Annotated in this window: 12 protein-coding genes; 9 read left to right on the forward strand and 3 right to left on the reverse strand. The window is 44.4% G+C overall.

Translation table 11 applies throughout. The annotated features are described in order from the left end of the window. Positions 1-2: 2 nt before the first annotated feature. From fliH to fliJ, 3 genes are read left to right on the forward strand one after another with little or no spacing between them, the layout of a single operon-like run. Positions 3-758 carry a flagellar assembly protein FliH gene (gene fliH / locus ABMY42_RS00935; RefSeq protein WP_005448696.1) on the forward strand — a complete coding sequence of 252 codons (756 nt, stop codon included), beginning with the start codon at positions 3-5 and terminating at the stop codon, positions 756-758. Further along, on the forward strand, positions 751-2103 hold the full coding sequence (gene fliI / locus ABMY42_RS00940; RefSeq protein ID WP_029790766.1) for a flagellar protein export ATPase FliI: 1353 nt from the start codon (positions 751-753) through the stop codon (positions 2101-2103). The genes fliH and fliI overlap by 8 nt, the downstream gene beginning before the upstream one ends. A gap of 9 nt (positions 2104-2112) precedes the next feature. Continuing rightward, entirely contained in the window at positions 2113-2553 is a 441-nt protein-coding gene (gene fliJ, locus ABMY42_RS00945) for a flagellar export protein FliJ (protein WP_005448699.1), read from the forward strand. On the opposite strand, the gene ABMY42_RS00950 is transcribed toward fliJ, so the two are convergent. The 3 genes from ABMY42_RS00950 to ABMY42_RS00960 all read right to left on the reverse strand — a co-directional run bounded on the left by ABMY42_RS00950 (position 2548) and on the right by ABMY42_RS00960 (position 7338). Beyond that, positions 2548-4773 carry an EAL domain-containing protein gene (locus ABMY42_RS00950; RefSeq protein ID WP_289882407.1) on the reverse strand — a complete coding sequence of 742 codons (2226 nt, stop codon included), beginning with the start codon at positions 4771-4773 and terminating at the stop codon, positions 2548-2550. The two genes, fliJ and ABMY42_RS00950, sit on opposite strands and share 6 nt — an antisense overlap. A 123-nt stretch (positions 4774-4896) precedes the next feature. Beyond that, positions 4897-5925, reverse strand: coding sequence for a serine protease (locus tag ABMY42_RS00955; RefSeq protein WP_349266098.1), 1029 nt, complete (start codon positions 5923-5925; stop codon positions 4897-4899). A 522-nt stretch (positions 5926-6447) separates the two neighbouring features. Continuing rightward, positions 6448-7338: a LysR substrate-binding domain-containing protein gene (locus tag ABMY42_RS00960; protein WP_005448703.1), complete on the reverse strand. Its 891-nt coding sequence runs from the start codon at positions 7336-7338 to the stop codon at positions 6448-6450. Between the two features lie 131 nt (positions 7339-7469). On the opposite strand from ABMY42_RS00960, the gene ABMY42_RS00965 reads away from it, so the two are divergent. The 6 genes from ABMY42_RS00965 to ABMY42_RS00990 all read left to right on the forward strand — a co-directional run bounded on the left by ABMY42_RS00965 (position 7470) and on the right by ABMY42_RS00990 (position 14755). Further along, a complete protein-coding gene (locus ABMY42_RS00965) occupies positions 7470-8396 on the forward strand; it encodes a DMT family transporter (protein ID WP_053050909.1) in 927 nt (308 codons plus the stop codon). A 489-nt stretch (positions 8397-8885) separates the two neighbouring features. Next, on the forward strand, positions 8886-9422 hold the full coding sequence (locus ABMY42_RS00970; protein ID WP_005448705.1) for a fimbrial protein: 537 nt from the start codon (positions 8886-8888) through the stop codon (positions 9420-9422). A 96-nt stretch (positions 9423-9518) separates the two neighbouring features. Continuing rightward, on the forward strand, positions 9519-10220 hold the full coding sequence (locus ABMY42_RS00975; RefSeq protein WP_230844635.1) for a fimbria/pilus periplasmic chaperone: 702 nt from the start codon (positions 9519-9521) through the stop codon (positions 10218-10220). Positions 10221-10246: 26 nt separating this feature from the next. Further along, positions 10247-12706, forward strand: a complete 2460-nt coding sequence (locus ABMY42_RS00980; protein WP_349265862.1) for a fimbria/pilus outer membrane usher protein — start codon at positions 10247-10249, stop codon at positions 12704-12706. A gap of 2 nt (positions 12707-12708) precedes the next feature. Further along, entirely contained in the window at positions 12709-14058 is a 1350-nt protein-coding gene (stbD, locus tag ABMY42_RS00985) for a fimbrial usher protein StbD (RefSeq protein WP_349265863.1), read from the forward strand. Then, entirely contained in the window at positions 14024-14755 is a 732-nt protein-coding gene (locus ABMY42_RS00990) for a fimbria/pilus periplasmic chaperone (protein ID WP_069688040.1), read from the forward strand. The genes stbD and ABMY42_RS00990 overlap by 35 nt, the downstream gene beginning before the upstream one ends. Positions 14756-14773 lie beyond the last annotated feature (18 nt).

Here is a 14773-nt window from a genome sequence, read left to right on the forward strand (position 1 = left end):
CAATGGCAGACAAAGCACCAAATACCATGCGTTTACCCCCAAGTGGTTACCGTTTACATCGCTTTCCACCTTTGGCACAGCCAGTAAATATTGAAGATGACTTCGCGCTGGAAAATCAAGGTTGGCAAGATACTCAAGCTGATATTCAGCAACAGCTTGAGGCTGGCTTTCAACAGGGTTTACAGCAAGGTCATGATGAAGGTCTACGTCAAGGCATTGAGCAGGGTAAACAACAAGGCTTGCTCGATGGACAAAAAGAAGGCTTTCAAAAAGGGTTTATTTCTGGAGAGCAATCTGGAAAGCAAGGTTTTATGGAAGCGGCGAAACCAGTGAATGAGTTGTTCCATGCTCTGTCTCGTTGGCAGAACGAAAAAGAACAGCAACAACGTCACATGATTTGCGAGTTAGTACAAAAGGTGGCGCAGCAGGTTATTCGTGCTGAGCTGACCTTAATGCCACAGCAAATCTTAGCCTTGGTTGATGAAACGCTATCGGCAATGCCGGGCAAAGCGGAGAGTGTGATTGTGCATTTGAATCCGCAGGATTTAGAGCGTATTAATCAGATTAATGCAGATTTGCCATCAGCTTGGAAGTTGGTTGCAAATGCCGAGTTGCCTGTGGGCGGTTGTCAGCTTGTCACCGAAGATGCCGAAGCTGATGCGAGCTGCGATTCACGCTTGGAAGCTTGTATGGACAACGTAAAGCAGCACCTGCTTGATGAAGTGTCGATTCCGCAGGTTGAAACCGAAGATGAATAGCACCTTAAGCCATGAAGTATTAAGTGAGCGTTTGAGCGATGCATTAGCGTCGCTCGATTCAATTCCCGTTGCGAGAGTGACAGGGCGATTGATCAAAGTAAATGGTTTGATGCTTCAAGCCGTTGGCTGTCGTTTCAAACTGGAACAACGTTGCCTAGTTGAAACCGCAGAAGGGGATATGATCGAAGCGCAAGTGGTTGGCTTTGATCATACCGTCGCCTACTTAATGCCTATTCGCCGTTTAGGTGGCTTATTTGCTGGTGCCAAAGTCATTCCACTGGATGGAGACAGCACGGTACAGCTTAGTTCGCAATGGTTAGGGCGGGTGGTCAACGGATTAGGTGAACCGTTCGATGACGGTGCGCCACTTAAAGGGGGAGATCGTGTTTCACTTGAACCTAAACCGATCAACCCACTTAAACGTCGCCCGGTCGATACGCCTCTTAATGTTGGCGTTCGTGCTATCAATGGTTTATTGACCGTGGGTAAAGGGCAGCGCATTGGCTTGATGGCTGGCAGTGGTGTCGGTAAAAGTGTCTTGATGGGAATGATCACGCAGAACACAGAGGCAGATGTGATTGTCGTGGGTTTGATTGGCGAACGTGGTCGAGAAGTCCGCGAGTTTATTGAACGAAACCTAACACCAGAAGCTCGTCAGAAAGCGGTGATTATCGCCGCACCCGCGGATGAATCGCCACTGATGCGATTGCGCGCTACATTACTTTGTCACCGAGTTGCTGAGTACTTTCGTGACCAAGGTAAAGACGTATTGTTGCTGATGGATTCTTTGACGCGTTATGCGATGGCGCAGCGAGAAATTGCCTTGTCTTTGGGTGAGCCGCCAGCATCACGAGGTTATCCGCCTTCGGTATTCAGCGTTTTGCCTCAGCTTTTAGAACGAGCGGGTAACAGCGAAAACCCGCATGGCAGTCTGACCGCAATCTATACCGTGCTTGCCGAAGGTGATGACCAACAAGACCCTGTGGTTGATTCTGCTCGTGCAATTTTGGATGGGCACGTTGTGTTGTCTCGTCAATTGGCTGAGCAAGGGCATTACCCAGCGATTGATATCAATGCTTCTATCAGCCGTTGTATGAACGCTTGTACTCACGAAGCACACAGCACGATTGCTAATAACTTCCGTCAGCTTTACTCCAACTATCTGCAAGTTAAAGAGTTATTACCACTGGGTGGCTATCAACCAGGACAAGATCCTGAGTTGGATCAGTCGGTTTCTATGTATCCGCAATTGCGTGCTTATCTACAGCAGTCTGCAAATGAAGCCGTAGACTACCCAACCAGTTTGACGGCGTTGGCGCAGATGTTCCAGAGTGAGGCGCAATAAGGTTACAGCATGGAGTCCAAACTAAAAGCGGTTGGTAAGCTGCAGCAAATGGAAGAAAAGCAGCGTGATAGAGTGGGGCAGCAGCTCGATGTGATGCGGCAGCGTCACTCTCATCTTGCGATGCAGCTAGAGCAGCTTTCTGAACTCAAAAACCATGCGGGTCAATCCGCCCTTGCAACACCTGTGCTTAATAGCGCGACGCTGATGAACTTAAATCGCGTTGATCACATGCTACAAAAAATGCTTCACCACCACGAACACGAACAAGCCGTGATGCAAGCAGAATGCGCTTCGGTACAAAAACACCTTGAATACAAACATGCCCGAGTGCAGGGGCTAGAGAAAGTGTTGGAACGTTGGCGCAGTAAACAAAATTATGAGAAAGCCAAGAAAGAGCAGAAATTGATTGAAGACATCATCAATTCCCGCCTAAAACGCAAACCGCTATAAAGTTGCGAACTCTGGCGCTGGTAACTGTTCTTTCTTGTCTTGGTGGTCAAAGAGGTTCGCTAGGTAACGACTCAGCGGCATAGGCTTTGCGACGCCATAACCTTGTGCAAAGTTGATCCCCAAACTGCGTAATATCTCGCTATGTTCTGCGGTTTCTACGAACTCTGCGACGGTTTCTAAGTGCATTTCTTTCGCAACCGTCGCAATGGAACTGACGATCAATCGGTCGGTTTCACTCTTAGTGATTTCACGTACAAATGCCCCTTCAATCTTCAGAATATCTAATGGCAGGCGGCGCAAATAAGCAAAGCTAGCGTAACCAGTACCGAAATCATCAATTGCGACTTTACAGCCGAGTTTGCGTAACAAGCTTAAGGTTTCAATCGCTTGTTGTTCATTGATGAGTGCTGAAGATTCGGTAATCTCAAAGCAAATCTTTTCCAACGGTACATTAAAGCTTTTTGCACTCTCTATAATGCGAGAGGCTAGGTTTTCTGCACTTAGGGTTTTCGCGGTAAGATTGATCGCGCAATGCCCAATGTCATCCCAGTTTTTTACCTTGTCCCCAAGCATTCGAAACGTGTTGATTATCACCCAGTGGTCAAGTTTTATCTCTAATCCGAATTGGTTGATCAGAGGAAAAAATGCCGCAGGTGAGAGCACTTTTCCGTTTTGTTCTTTTAGGCGTAACAATACTTCAAAACTGTGCTTAGTTTCTTCGACACCTGAGAGCTTCATATATGGTTGGCAGAACAGTTCAAACTGCTCGCGCTTAAACACTTGTTGGATATGGTTGAGTTTATCGACGCGGTCCATTTCGAACGATTGTGCGTTAATCCAATGAATACTGCGATCGCTTTGAGGTGGTTGATCACACAAAATCGACACCACCTTTTCAATGTCTTGCCCGTGATGAACGACGGTACAAAATATCGTTGGCGAAACAAGAGCAACAGAGGTGCCACGCCAATAGAATTGAAAGCTCTCTAGATACTCCACGACTTCTCGCAACTCTTCCTCTGCGAGGTCTGAGTAATGAGTAAAACTCAACAACCCTGTAGAGAAAGGTGGGCGGTAGCAGCGATTGATACTGTCGTTGCGAGAATAAAGAAACTCACTCAGTTGCATGATTAATTGCGATTTACCCTCATGACCGAGGTCTGTGAGCATAGAAAGCGTTGGCGTTAGATCAAGATAGAGCAACAGGGAATGGCGTTGACGACTGATGTCTTCTTTTAACTGGGCGATGTTGGACAAGCCTGAATACGGGTCAATCCGCTCTGAACGAATCTGTCTTTGTGTCATCTCGAACAGCTTCACTGAATAGCCACCGAGTAAATACGCCAAGGTAGTGAGCACGGTAATGATGATCAGCAAACCATAGAACTGTTTGTCACCAATTAAGCCTGCGTTGTAGTGGCTGATACTGTCATTAATGATCAATAAAATGAACGGCGCGCCAACAAACAGTGGGCGAATGAGTCCATGCTTAGCTAAACCAATCACGACAAGAAGTACGGCAAAGAAGCTCAGCGAGTTGAGCATGAAAGAAGATGAAGAAAGTACCGCAGTAATAAAAATGGCAATACAGCTTACTAGCCATGTTATGTAGCCGCGGCAGCGGGAGTTTGAAACTCTTAAACGCTTGTCTAAGGCAAGATACGATTGTGTGTCGGTATCGGTGAGTAAGCTCACCATGACGTACAAAATAGGTGTCACCAACAACTGAGTTAAGTAATTCCCTAGTGTGGCATAGAACAAAAAGTCCGGACTTAGAAATTGACCATCAACAAAGGTGTTGACCAACATCATCTTGATCGTATTAGCGAACGGAAATAAGCACCCAATGACGACAAAGAATAAAGTGATCCTTTGCTCTGCGGGTTGATAGAGGGCACGGTTGTTGAGGTAATGAAACAAGCTAGAAAATGCGAAAGGCAACAATGGAACAGTGAAAGCGTAAAGCAACGCATGTTCGAGTGTTCTTCCGGTCCAAAAATAATAAGCGAATAACCCGAGTATTACTGCAGGCAATGCGCGCCATTGATAACGAAGAAAACTCACTATCATGACGGAGCTGACGGCAGAAATTAGCTGAAAGGAATCTTGCTCAATAACAAACATCTGCGACAGCGCAAAACCAGCAAACACGGACAATATGACGCCAAGAGTCAAAAACAGCATCGCTGAAATACGGCGACTCGATGCAGCATTATTCATGGACTTGATCTGAAAGTAGTTGGGTAGCCGATAATAACAGGATTATCGGCTTAAGATGTACTGGAAAATGATAAGTTTTAGAGTTTTTATTCTAAAAATTGTAAGTAAGGTTTAAGGCACGTGCTACAAGGGCTGACGGCGTCTGACCCAAGCGAATAAACTGCCAAGAGTCACCAGTCCGAAACCAAGTGAACCGCCACTGCTTTCACCACTGTTATTATTGCCAAAATCATTGCTGGTGGTGTCTTCCGGATCGAACCCTGAATCCCCTTCGCTATGGTAATCCTCGCTTGCAGCCAGAGTGGCATTGTAGACCGTTTTTACTCCGGAACTGGTTTGCGCCTCGACCCAAGAAGTGTAATTGAGTACTTCTGTAAATACGCTTGGAATAGCGGGAGACTCGCAAACCGAAGATCCATAGCTCACTATGCCAATCTGTTGATAATCCCCGTTGCTGTCTTGATAGGTCAAAGGACCACCAGAGTCCCCTGCACATATCCCAGTGTAAGTTCGGTTAGGGAAGCCATTGGCGCACAAGCTTTCTTGTGAGTTAAAGCCTGAAACAAGTGAGGCACACTGTAAATCTGTTAAGGGTTGGATTTCTGCCCAGCGTAGATAGTTAGGGCCTGACGTATCGTTCGTTGAGGTTTGTCCAAGCCCAAAGATTTGATATACCGCCTGCCCACTGTAGTCGCCAAAGTCCTGTGGTAGTGTGATGGATTGGACGTTGTCGGTAATTGGACGCGTGAGCTCCAAGACAGCAATATCGTTAATCCAAAGGTCATCTGGATCGTAGTTTGGATGAATGGTGATAGCTCGCACATCTTTAAATTCTTCCACAAACACATCGTTCATGGTTGGGTTTTTTACCAACACGCGAAGATCGTTGATTGTCCATCCGCCAGTGAAGACACTCGGTTCGACACAGTGTGCTGCGGTCATGATGTACCTGTCATTAACGATGGTACCACCGCAAATGTTGGCAAACTGACTGGAACCCGTACGGTGTAAAATGACGCGTGCAAAGAAAGGGAGTTGGTTGGCTGTAGCTTGTTGTCCGCCAATAATAAAAGGTTTCACGTCAGGTGAACTGACTTCACCCATCGTTTCGGCTGAGCTAGAAAGTGGGGCAATGAGAACAACGCCACTCATAAAGAAATGATACAACCTCATAAAGCCATCCTTGGATTTCAAAAGCACTCTTTTTACTTTATACCAATTCCGGCATTAATCTATTCACTCGTGATGCAAATAAATCCACGTTATACCCAAGTAACCTCGAGATGCTAGATTCAGCGAGAATGACTTGGTTTGTAGACGCGGCGGCGATTTAAAGGTTTAGTGGGCCTAAATCAAGAATCGGCAACAAAGTATACAAGCCAAGGCCCTTACTATTTGCAAAGAGTGCCCTTTGGGAGCGTGCCTTCGACTCGTTTTTTTAGTCAAACAAAAGGCTGCGTCAAACAACTTGGAAAGAGCTGGCTATTACACTGCGTTGTTTTCCTTACTCTCGAATCAATGACAACGCTCTGAATCCTGCATCTTGAAGTCACTTGGGTATGAAGTCGATTATCTCAATTCAATATTCAATCGTTTGCACCTTTGTGCTGGCGAAACTTTAGGTTCAATACAATTCGTGTGATCGCTGCTCTAGCACACGGGCATGTTGGCGTATCAGCTAAACTCTTGTCTTAGCCAAGACCTCAGTAAATGAAAGGCTTCCTGTTTGAGTTTGTGTGGTGGGCAAACAAAGTAAAACTGCTGGTATGGGTTGACCACAGGCTCGCCCAATTCCACCAATTGCCCGTATTTGATGTCATCTTTGACAAATAGACGATGGGTTACCAATAACCCCAAACGTCTTGTCGTTGCTTGTACCGCTTGAATGGACATATTGAAGGTCATTGGCTTTTTATTGGTAGGTCGCAGTAATCCTGTCTCTTCTTCCCAAACTTGCCAGTCATGCTTTCGGCGATCGTTAGTGACTTCAATGATGGGGTAAGTTGATAGCAGTTGCTGAATGTCTCGGTTATCAGGCTGCTCTAATAATTCGGGACTGCACACCAACACTAACTCATCCTCACTCAGTTTTTCACAATAGTAATCTTGCCACTCTTGAGGACTGCCATGCACGACCGCAGCGTCAATCCCCTCTTGCTCTAAGCTAAACAATCCCACCAAATTAGACAGACGAACATCCAACTGAGGGGCGTAATCTTGCAAGCTCGACATGCGAGGGATCCACCAATGCAAAGCAAGTGAGTTAACCATATTGAGCGTAATACGCTTGGAGTTTTGATCGTGAATCAAAGCTTCAGTGGCATCGACGATTTGCTCCAACGCAGGCGCCACTTTGCGATAATACTTTTTACCATCATTGTTGAGTCTGACTTGGCGACCAATGCGATCAAACAAAGGTTTATTGACCTGACCTTCTAACGATTTGATGGCTTGGCTCACCGCAGAGTGGCTCACAGAGAGTAGGTGGGCGGCTTCTGTCATGCTGCCTGTCTCCGCTACAGCGACAAATGCGTAGATGGATTTTAGTGGGACTAATTTGCGCATACTGCTTCGGCTCTCTCTATGAACTGTATTTTATTTAACTTGTAAGTTTTACTTACATTGGTGTTTAAAAATACTCGCTATTTATCACTAACGCCTTTTCCTAAAATACTCCGTGAATTAAGGAGTATCCAATGAAAGAAGAAAATAAACCCGTCATCTTTATGTTGATGTCGACATTAAGCTTATCTGTTACAGGGCTGTTAGCAAAGCAGCTCAGTGATGATTTATCCGTGACCATGTTCAGTTTTTTACGCTTCTTTACTCCAGCTCTCATTTTATTGGTCATGCTGCGCTTTAAGAATCTGACTTTGCCTACAGCAGGTACTATTAAACCAATTGTTCTGCGTGCTCTTTTCATCGCAATGTGTCAGTTGTGTTTCATTGCTTCTTTGCAAACGCTCACTTTGGTTGAAGGGGTTGTACTGTTCGCAACTGGACCACTATTTATGCCCATCGTCGAGAAGCTGTTTATGCGTGGTCAGATTCGAATGTCGACTATCGTAGCGCTCGTTATGGCATTTTCAGGTGTGATTTTATTGGCGGGTGCAGATGGCGAGTTTACATGGCGTATCGATTTGCTCTTGGGGTTAGCTGGTGGGCTGTTTAACTCGGGTTCTCAATTGACGCTCTACAAAGCAAGTAAGAGTGGTCTATCACCACTAGAAATCAATTTTTGGACCTTCGGCACAGCGGCACTGCTTATCTTGCCACTCGTGTTCGTGAATGATGCGAGTATGTTGGTTAATTCCCTATCGATAAGCACTTTTGAAACGCCCAATACTGCACTCGTATTTTTGATGTCGTTACTCATTATTAATACGCAAGTATTCCGTTCCAAAGCGTACCAGCTTGCAAGCAGTGGTTCGCAGCTTGCACCGCTGATATTCACCAATCTGTTGTTTACCGCAGTATGGCAATGGACCTTCTTTGACGACCAAATGAGTCATAGCCAAGTTGCAGGAGTGAGTTTGATTGTGTTAGCGACGGTATTGAATACCTGTTGGGTTAGGTTCTCAGCACGCCGCGTACATGTACTGCGAAGGACTGAGTTATCATAATCACACTAAAAAACGGCAGCGAGAGTCTGCCGTTTTTATTTAATTGTTTTATTTTCTATTAAATATGATGACTTGTTTACCTTCCTTGTAGGAAAACAGGTCATTTTTCTATTTTAGTAAAACAAATAGATAAATCTATTTCTGTCATAGGCTTAGAGTTGAATAATAAGATTTGCAAGAATTTAGGGATCGTACACTTTCTATTTGTACTGTAGGAAAGGTCTGAACTGAAACTAAGATTGTTTTTTCTATAACCAAATGCTGATAGCTTTTCATTATAGGTTTGGTTAGGAATCGATAGTAATAAACTATAAATGTAACGAGTTAGCATCACTAATCCAATATTTTAATTAATGCTAATTGGTAATCTTTTAAAACTGGAAAATTAGACATGAGTTCAAAAAACAATGTATGAACTCGGTTAACAAAAATAACTAATGTTAATTCAGTTCATTTTCTGTTCAAAAAAATAGGATTAAGGAAAATATTATGAAGCTCAATAAATTAGTTGCGATCTTAGGTTCATGTTTATTTACGTCTTCTGTTCTGGCGGCATCGGCGAATACCATTACTTTCCAAGGTGAGGTGACAGATGAAACATGCACAGTTTCAGTAAACGGTGAAAATGCTTCCCCGGTTGTACTTTTGGAAACTGTGCCGAAGTCAGAGCTAGCGAAAAGTGGTGACACGGCTGGTGCAACGGAGTTTGAAGTTTCTATCTCTGGTTGTACCGGTAACGCGACAACGGGTGTGCCGAACATTTCGACAGTATTCGTCGGTAACCAAGTGACAGGTAATGGGAACCTTGGCAATACAGGCAGTGCGACAAACGTAGAGTTACAAATCTTAGACACTAGCGATTCTGCTATTGACTTAAGCGGTGGCTACAAAGGAAGTAATGATCTTGCACTTGCCGCTGGCGAGAAAGCAAACAGTGCGACGTACAAAGCCCAGTACTACGCAACAGGTGCATCAACAGCAGGTACAGTAAATGCGTCACTACAGTACGCAGTCTCTTACCAGTAAGTTGTAATTGGAGAGAGGTTCTGTCCTCTCTCCTCGTTGTAAAGTGATGAGGTGATAATGTTTTTACGGTTTTGTGTTGTCTTTATCACGGTAATAATGAGCTTCTTTGCGAATGCCAATATTGTCATGACGGGAAGCCGAGTTATATATCCAGAGGGTGAACCGTTCGTTAACGTTTACCTAAAGAACAAAAGCAAAAATGTCTTTATGGTTCAATCTTGGTTTGAGAACGAAGATGGGTCCAAAGCGACACAAAGTGATGTGCCATTTGTCGTGTTGCCACCATTGGCGAAAATTGAGCCACAACGGGGTCAAACGCTAAGGATAATCAAAGGAGTAGAAAAAGCACTTCCCCAAGATCAAGAGTCAGTTTTTTACTTTAACTTTTTACAAATTCCGTCTAATGCTGCCATCGCTGAAGTGGCTGCAAGCAGCAATAAAATTGTGGTAACAGTAAAGCACAAAGTGAAGTTGTTCTACAGACCAAAGCAAGTGGTTAATTACAATAGAAATTGGAAAGAAGACTTTCAAGTTCAGCTCATAAATTATCAAGATGGAATCGCAAAGGTTAGGCTTAGTAATAAGCAACCACTGTATGTATCTTTGTCTGCAAATATGTTCATAGAGCATCTGGACGAAAAGTGGTTCTCAGAAGCTAAAATGATATCACCAAATTCATATCAAGATTTTACGTTCAAAAATGTAAAAATTAAAAAAGGTGATAAAGCCGATTTGTTAATAACGACGATCAGTGACCAAGGGGCATTAATACCTAAGCGTTATTCCATTCAGTTTTAAATATTAATTTAGCTTTGGTGAGTAATATGTTGTTCGTCAAACGTTCATATTTTATTTTTTCGCTTATTGCTGCAATGCCTACTTTAGCGGAAGAGCTCGCTTTTGACCCTTCACTATTTCATGGCGATGTGGATATTCAAAAGCACATGTTATCTGGCGATGCATTAAATGGCTACTCGTTTGATGATGGGCACTTAGTTGATTTGTATGTCAATGGCGAAATGGTTCTCCAAGGGAGTGTTGTTTCTTCTCGTTTGAATAAGAGGACTGAGCGCAAAGAGCCTTGTTTTTCTGCCCAACAACTCAAATTGATCGGGTTTAAGTTGGATGACAAAGCGAAAGCAAATCTCAGTTGTCAGCTTTTGTCTGACGTCGCGCCAATGGTGAAGTGGCAGTATGACGAATCAAGCTTTCAAATGAATTTGGACATCCCACAAGCGGCGATGGAAAGTAAACCTCGTGGTTACATTGATCCAGAAAAATGGGATGAAGGTATGACGGCTTTTTTTGTGCGCCATAACACGAACTATTACCACAATGAGTACAAACGCGCAGAAGACAGCGATTACCTTTACAGCAACTTAAAAGTTGGGATGAATCTGGGCTTGTGGCAATTTCGTCACGATGGTTACTTTCGCTATTTGGACAATGATACAGAATATACCTCGTTGAATACGTACGTTCAGCGTCCTATCTCTTCAATCCACAGTTCATTGTTGCTTGGTGAGTCGTACACCAATGGCTCTATTTTTGGCAGCTTGTCATACAGCGGTATCAAGTTATCAACGGATCAGCGCATGTGGCCGCAAAGCCAGCTTGGGTATGCGCCGGAAGTTCGTGGTGTCGCTGCCACTTATGCTCATGTCGTGATTAAACAGCAAGGTAAAATTATTAAAGAAATCGACGTACCACCCGGTCCTTTTGTTATCAGTGATTTGAACGATACCAAAAGTGATGGTGAGTTAGAGGTGATCATTCAAGAAGCTGACGGTAGCGCAAGCTCATTCAACGTGCCTTACTCCTCGGTGCCTCTTTCTGTGCGTCCTGGACAAATCATTTATAACACCGTTCTTGGTGATGTTAGAGGGTATGAAGAGGTCAGCAATTGGTTTGCTGAAGGTTCTATCCAGCAAGGTGTAAACAACCGTCTTACGTTCAACTATGGTTTGCGCATGGGGAAAGATTATCAGGCGTATTTAGCTGGCGGTGTGGTTGCGACGCCAATCGGTGCATTTGGTATAAATAGCACCTATTCATTTGCGCGTGTGTATGAAGAAAAAGAGTACCAACGTGGGTGGCAAGTGGAGATGAACTATGGTCGCTCGTTTGATACCGGTACCAATTTTTCTCTGCTTGCTTATCGTTATTCTTCAGAAAACTACAAAGAGTTGGAAGACGTTCTGGGCTTGAGAAAACAGCGAAAAAACAATAGCGATGAATATCAGTCTCAAACGCTCAATCAAAGAAACCGTCTTACGTTGTCTTTGAGCCAATCATTGGAGAAATACGGCACGGTTAACGTTAGTGGTTCTCTAGTGGATTATTACGATGGTGAAGAGAGTATCGATTACCAAGCTACCTACAATAATCATTGGAGAAATGTGTCTTACAACATCAGCGTGGGACGTCAGTTTTATCACGAAGAGTTTGGCGTAGGTAATTATGAAAACACCGTAGCATTGAGTGTGTCACTTCCGTTCGACTTCTATGACCGTTGGTCGACATTTGGGTTTAACTATACCCATAGTAAATCGAGTGAATCAGCGACCGCCAATGTATCGGGGACGCTGGGTAAAGATGCACCTGTTTCTTATTCAGTCTACGGTGGGCGAGAAGGGAATAGCAATACTTATGGCGGCAGCTTGTACACCAGAACTCCTTACGGCGGCGTTTCGCTTTCTTCTGCAAATGGCGATGATTACAACCGTGTTTCGGCGGGTATTTCAGGAACGATGCTTGTGCACGATGGCGGTGTCACCCTAGGTCCTTATACCAATGATTCGTTTGCTTTAATTGAAGCGAAAGGCGCGAAAGGTGCCAAGGTAATGAATGGACAAGGTGCAAGAATCGATGACTCTGGCTACGCGTTATTGCCTTCGTTGATTCCTTATCGTTATACCGATGTGTCTTTGAAAAATAATGGGTTAAGTACTGGCGCGGAAATCAAAACCGGTAGTCGGAAAGTCGTGCCGTATTCCGGTGCTGTTGTAAAAGTGAAGTTTGAAACGCTGAAAGGAAAAGCGGTGTTGATCAATACCGTACTCGATAAAGGGGGGATTCCTCCAATGGGCGCAGATGCTTTTGATCAGCAAGGGATAAAGATCGGCATGGTTGGGCAAGCTGGTCAGGTGTACGCCCGATTAAAAGAGACTAACAACGTAGTGATTTTACGTTGGGGTACTGGCAATGAATGCAGCATCAACTACACCCCGCCGAAATCGGACCGAGTACTTCTCTTAACCGAACAAACCTGCATGATGAGGTAATTATGAAATATTCAATATGGACCCTTTGCCTATCTATCTTGTTTGTGAGTATGTCTGCTTTTGCTACCTGCACAAAGCTGAACACGACGAACCAAGCTTACTTATCAACCGAGGCAATCAACGCTGGTTACTATGTAAACAATAACTTTACTGGTGCGGCGGATGGATACTTTGGAAGCTATGGTTTACCCGGGGTGATTAGCATCAACAGTGGCAGTCTTTTTCAGCCAGATGGCAGCGTCATTGCGACTTCGACAGCTTCGTTCTTAGGCTCAGCAAACCGAACGCCTTATGGCGATAAGCAGGTTTTGTTTCGATGCGACTTAGCTGATAAAAACGATCTTTGGGAGTATTACTCAACAAACGGAGACGACAACTATGCAGGACGAAATGAAGTTCCGGGCATTCCAGGAGCCTATTATTCTGACTATCGTTATGCCGCCTTTCGTCTGACTAATCTTGCAACCGGTGAGTACTATTCCCGTTATTGGAAAGCGAGAAAGCTCAACCCTGATGATATGTTTCAAGACAGCAATTACATCTATGTACACGCAGGAGTGTTTAGTGATGTAAGTGTTGAAGTCATCAAAGTAACCAGCGGGACGGGTAACTACGGGTTGAACTACGGTCGCTTTTCACCGACTCGTAACGGTGTGCATGGCTATATTGCATTTAAAGGCGGCGGTCGAAGTTCTGGTTTGACCGTTGGTTGTGACCATGGTGGCGGTTGTTACAGTGGATGGTATGGAGATTATCCCGGAGCGTGGGGATGGGCGAATCAGCTTACGTTTATTCGTGGTGCGTTTTGCCAAGTTTCAGATTACACACCACACGTACTCTTCCCGACGATGACCGTCGATGCGCTAAATAATGGTGAATCATCAAGGTTGGCGTTTAGCATCGGTTTACTGTGTGAACTTAATGCTGCGTCTGGCACCACATCTAACACAAGTACCAGTCTGACAGCGACACGTCCGATTGCGATCGGCTTATTGGTGAACTCTACCAACGCAGCCAGTAAAGCCGAGCAACTTGGGCTAAAAACATCTGCGGGCGGTTTAACGTATTTGTTAAGCAATGAATACGGGAATCCTGGCGTAGCTCAGGGGGTCGGGATCAGAATATACGATAACTCTGGGTCTCCAATGAACCTGTTGCCTAGTCGTACGACTGGAACGGGTAATGCTGGCGGATGGTATGGCTTTAAAGAGGTCACGCAATTGGAATCATCCAATGCATCTTCTGATTCCTACCGAGGTCACTTTACGGCTTCTCTAGAAAAACTCAGTGGTGAAACTGTTACAGCAGGAGCTGTGTATGCCCAAGCGCAAATCATCGTCAGCTTTCAATAAGTTCACTTGGTTACTTTTCAGTATTGTTTTGGTTTTTTCGATGTCTTCTGTTCATGCAGCTGTCGATATAGATCGAACTCGTATTGTCATCAGTGCCCATGACTTAGAAAGTGACTTTACCCTAGCGAATTCTGGTGAGGATAACGTACTTCTTCAATTATGGACGGACAAAGGTGACCTCAAGGTTTCTCCATCGGATGAGGAGACACCATTATTCGTTATCCCTCCTATTTTTAAAATGGCGCGGGGAGAAGTGCGATCAGTACGTTTGTTACTGAATCGAGCCGATTTAGATTTTGAAGATCGTGAAAACTTGCTTTGGTTAAACATTTTTCAAGTGACGCAGGTATCCGAAGAAACAGTCACCGCAAATACTCAGCAAATCATGTTGCCGTTGAGGTTGCGCTTAAAAGTACTTGTTCGCCCAAAAGGCATCAAAGCCCCAGGAAAACATGCGTTTTCACAACTGCGTTTTGTGCGCTCAGGAGAAAGTTTGAAGGTGGTCAATCCGCTGCCTTGGTTTGCAAATTTTTTGTCGATAAAAGTGGGTGACGATACCTATGAAAGAATCACTGTCGCACCTTTTTCGAGCGTCAGCTTACCGCTAGGTCAACGTCTAAATATACAACAAGTACATTTCGACATCATTGGAGATGACGGAAATATAACAAATTATAAAGGTACCTTAGTTCATTAGCATAAAGTGGTGAGATTT

The sequence above is a fragment of the Vibrio sp. SSH13-20 genome, from assembly GCF_040104475.1.
Lineage (GTDB): Bacteria > Pseudomonadota > Gammaproteobacteria > Enterobacterales > Vibrionaceae > Vibrio > Vibrio harveyi.

Bases quoted from the DNA above. Each gene is read 5' to 3' on its own strand.
- ABMY42_RS00960 (WP_005448703.1), bottom strand. From the start codon at position 7,338: ATGCGCAAATTAGTCCCACTAAAATCCATCTACGCATTTGTCGCTGTA.
- ABMY42_RS00950 (WP_289882407.1), bottom strand. From the start codon at position 4,773: ATGAATAATGCTGCATCGAGTCGCCGTATTTCAGCGATGCTGTTTTTG.
- ABMY42_RS00965 (WP_053050909.1), top strand. From the start codon at position 7,470: ATGAAAGAAGAAAATAAACCCGTCATCTTTATGTTGATGTCGACATTA.
- ABMY42_RS00975 (WP_230844635.1), top strand. From the start codon at position 9,519: ATGAGCTTCTTTGCGAATGCCAATATTGTCATGACGGGAAGCCGAGTT.
- fliI (WP_029790766.1), top strand. From the start codon at position 751: ATGAATAGCACCTTAAGCCATGAAGTATTAAGTGAGCGTTTGAGCGAT.
- stbD (WP_349265863.1), top strand. From the start codon at position 12,709: ATGAAATATTCAATATGGACCCTTTGCCTATCTATCTTGTTTGTGAGT.
- ABMY42_RS00955 (WP_349266098.1), bottom strand. From the start codon at position 5,925: ATGAGTGGCGTTGTTCTCATTGCCCCACTTTCTAGCTCAGCCGAAACG.
- ABMY42_RS00980 (WP_349265862.1), top strand. From the start codon at position 10,247: ATGTTGTTCGTCAAACGTTCATATTTTATTTTTTCGCTTATTGCTGCA.
- fliH (WP_005448696.1), top strand. From the start codon at position 3: ATGGCAGACAAAGCACCAAATACCATGCGTTTACCCCCAAGTGGTTAC.
- ABMY42_RS00990 (WP_069688040.1), top strand. From the start codon at position 14,024: ATGCCCAAGCGCAAATCATCGTCAGCTTTCAATAAGTTCACTTGGTTA.
- ABMY42_RS00970 (WP_005448705.1), top strand. From the start codon at position 8,886: ATGAAGCTCAATAAATTAGTTGCGATCTTAGGTTCATGTTTATTTACG.
- fliJ (WP_005448699.1), top strand. From the start codon at position 2,113: ATGGAGTCCAAACTAAAAGCGGTTGGTAAGCTGCAGCAAATGGAAGAA.